At 48.1% G+C, this 3523-nt stretch carries 1 protein-coding gene; it reads left to right on the top strand.

The genetic code is table 11. The features are described 5' to 3' along the window. The coding region (locus tag ICN23_RS09915; protein ID WP_216232088.1) for an autotransporter-associated beta strand repeat-containing protein at nucleotides 1-3523 on the top strand (3523 nt) is incomplete at both ends.

The following is a 3523-nucleotide window of genomic DNA, read 5'->3' as shown; positions in this document are numbered from 1 at the left end:
AACACTATCGCTGGAGCCACAACATTTGCCAATACCGGTACCTTGGCTTTAGGTAACGGTAGTGACACTATCAACTTCACTGGTGGTGTAACTGCAACTGCGCCAAGTGCCGTGACCTTGGGTGGCACCTTAAATACAACCAATAACAGCGCTTCCGTTGCCATTGGTACTTCATCCAAGACGCTGACTTTAGTTGGTACAGACTCAGCTATCAATACAGCAACCAGTGGTTCTGGTGCAACTATTACGATTAGCAGTGCTATTCAGGGTACAAGCGCAGGGGATCAGTCATTCAGCGTATCCAGCAAGTCTGGAACCATTAGTCTTGCTGGTGTAATCGGATCATCAACTAAGCTCGGCACACTGACTTTAGGTAATGCCGCTCAAACTGGAACTATTACTGTTGACGGTACGATTGTTGCTGATAGCTTGGTAGTTGGTGCAAGCACTGGCAGCAATGCATTTAATGTGGCCCTGAATAATCTTTCTAGTGCTGCTGGTACAACTACGATTTCTAATGCTGCCACTTTCTATAACACCGGCACGATTCGCTTTGGCGATAACTATAACGACATCTTTAATTTCTTAGGCGGTGTAACGGCTAATGCTTCATCTGGCATTTCTATTAATGCCAGCCAGATCAATACCACTGCATCTGCGATTTCCTTAAATTCACCGACTACGATTGAAAACAGCGTGACATTGAGCCCAGGAGTAGGGCGTATTACCCTGGGTGCAACAACCGTTAACCCTGGCGCAACTCTCACTTTGGGTGCTGGAGCAGCTACACCAATGACTTTGAGCTCAATTAGTGGCACAACGGGTGTTAAGTCCAATATCACCATTAATACCGCCGATGCAGTCACAGTAAGTGGTGCCATCAGCACCAATATCGGTACATTCACAATCGCCAATTCTGGCGGTGTGACATTTAACGGTACAGTTGGCACCAGCGGCGATCGTATTACTAGCTTGGTGGTTACTAGTGGAACAGGTGTAATTGAGTTTGCTAACAATCTGTATGCAGCAGCGATGAGCAATGCGGGTGGCTCTAGTGAGATAAAGTTCTATGGATCTGTAACGGACATTACTAGCGCAGTAACCTTAAGTACTACTGGCGCGGTTTACTACGGTGACGCTACCTCTGACACCCTCACATTTGCACGCGGTATTACTCACGATACTGGTGACAATATCCTTTTGGGAACATTCACTGCTGCCAATCCATCTACTTGCGTGGTTGGAACAAGTTGCTCGTTTAACTTGGGCGGAACCACTACATTCTTGAGCTCTAACAGCGTATTTGACTTTGGTACTTCACCTATTACTCTGAACAACGTACTCTTGGGTAATGGCGTGACACTGTATCTTGGTGGCGGTAGCTCTGGCTCAATTACTGTAGCCTCTATTACCGGTACCGCAGGCGGCTCAGCCTCCAACGTAGTGATTAATACTACTGGCGCAGTCAGCGTGACAGGGGCTATTGGTACTGATATCGGCACATTGACGATTACCAATTCTGGCGGCACTACTTTTGGTGGGGCAGTTACTGCGGCAACTGTTGCACTCACTAGCTCAACTGGAACCATCGCATTTAATGATGCATTGACTGCAGGCAGCCTCACTACAACAAATAATGCCTACAACGTAGCCATCAATGCTAGCGGCTCTACTATTGCTAACGCAGTGACCTTCAGTAATACTGGCACCGTTGCTTTGGGTTCTAGTGGCGGCACACAAACCTTTGCCGGTGGCATTACTGCAACTGCTCCTTCCTCAAGCACCCTGAAGGGCACCATCAATACCACCAATACAGCCATGACATTTGGTCCGGTAACGCTTGGAGCTAATACAACCCTCAATACCAATGCAAGCACCAATGCAGGCGATATTACTTTGGGCGCTGTAACAGGATCGTCATATAGCCTAACTTTGAGTGCTGGATCTGGCATAAGCGGCGCTGACGTGAGCGGCACTTCATTCTCTGGTACCGGTAGTCTGAATCTGCAAAATATTGGCGGTACTGCAAGCTTTACTGGTGGTATTACAGCAGCGGACTTCACCATTGCTAATACTGTTAATAATGTCTCATTGACTGGTACTGGCGGCACGGTCACTAACACCATCACATTTAATAACACCGGTGCATTGACCCTTGGGTCAGCAGGCAATACGCAAACTTACACCGCTGGTATTACAGCAACAGCACCTTCATCTATCACTACTGCTGGTACATTGGTGATGGGTGGCAATACAACTTTGGGTGATAGCGATACCTTGGTAACTCTTGGTTCTGCTACAACATTAAGTGCTGTTGCTGGTGGAACCATTACTTTGGGTAGCAATATCCAAGCTTCTAATATTGGCCTAACCATCTCTGGGGCGGGCAACACAGTCATTGCATCAGTGATTGATATTGGCTCAGGCACCTTAACAAAGTCTGATTCTGGCACCTTAACCCTATCTGGCGCTAACACCTACACCGGTACAACAACAGTATCAGCAGGTACTTTAGCTCTTGGTGCGAATGATGTGATCTCTAATAGCTCAGCACTGACAGTCAACGGCGGCACTTTTGCTTTAGGTGCCTACTCTGATACGGTTGGTGCAGTCACCATCGGCACAAACGGTGGATCGATCACCAGCACTACTGGCGCTCTGACAGGTTCTAGCTACACCTTCAATAACACTAGCGCAGCCACGGTATCTGCGATCTTGGCGGGTTCTGCGAACTTAGAGCAAGTAGGCTCCGGAACAACCACGCTATCTGGCGCTAATACCTACACCGGTACAAGCACTCTGACTGGCGGTACTTTAGCGATTTCTGCAGATAACCAGTTAGGCGCTGCTCCAGCAAGCGCAACACCAGGATCCATTATCTTTAACGGTGGAACACTGAACAGTACAGCCACATTTACCTTAAATGCCAATCGTGGCATTGCCATGACCGGTAACGGCACGATCAATGTCGATGGTTCTACTGCCTTGACTTACAACGGCATCATTGCTGGTACAGGTGATCTCACGAAGAGTGGGGCGGGTACGTTGGTGTTGGGTGGTAACAGCACTTTATCTGGCACAACTACAAACAGCGCGGGTACATTACAAATCGGTAATGGCGCAACCTCTGGCTCACTTGGTTCAGGCGCCGTAATTAACAGCGCTATCTTGGCTTATAGCCGTTCTGATGACGTCATCCTCAGTGGAGACTTATCAGGCGCAGGAAGTATTGCTCAATCCGGTAGCGGAACTCTCTATCTCACTGGCACCAATACCTATTCTGGTGATACCTACATCAATTCCGGTAGCTTATCCGTTGGTAATGGTGGTTCCACAGGTAGCTTTGGAAGTGGTTCTATATTCAATAATGGTGCATTAATCATCAACCGCGCTGGCAGCATTGCAGTTAGCAATGTAATTTCCGGAACAGGCTCACTCACCAAACTCGGCTCTGGCACCTTAACCTTATCTGGCACCAACACCTACACCGGTATCACTACCGTATCTGCAGGTACTTTAGCTC

The organism is Polynucleobacter sp. MWH-Jannik1A5 (genome assembly GCF_018881795.1).
In the GTDB taxonomy this organism is placed as follows: domain Bacteria; phylum Pseudomonadota; class Gammaproteobacteria; order Burkholderiales; family Burkholderiaceae; genus Polynucleobacter.
Note: the sequence above shows the minus strand (reverse complement) of the source record. Positions and strands in the feature narration are given on the sequence as shown.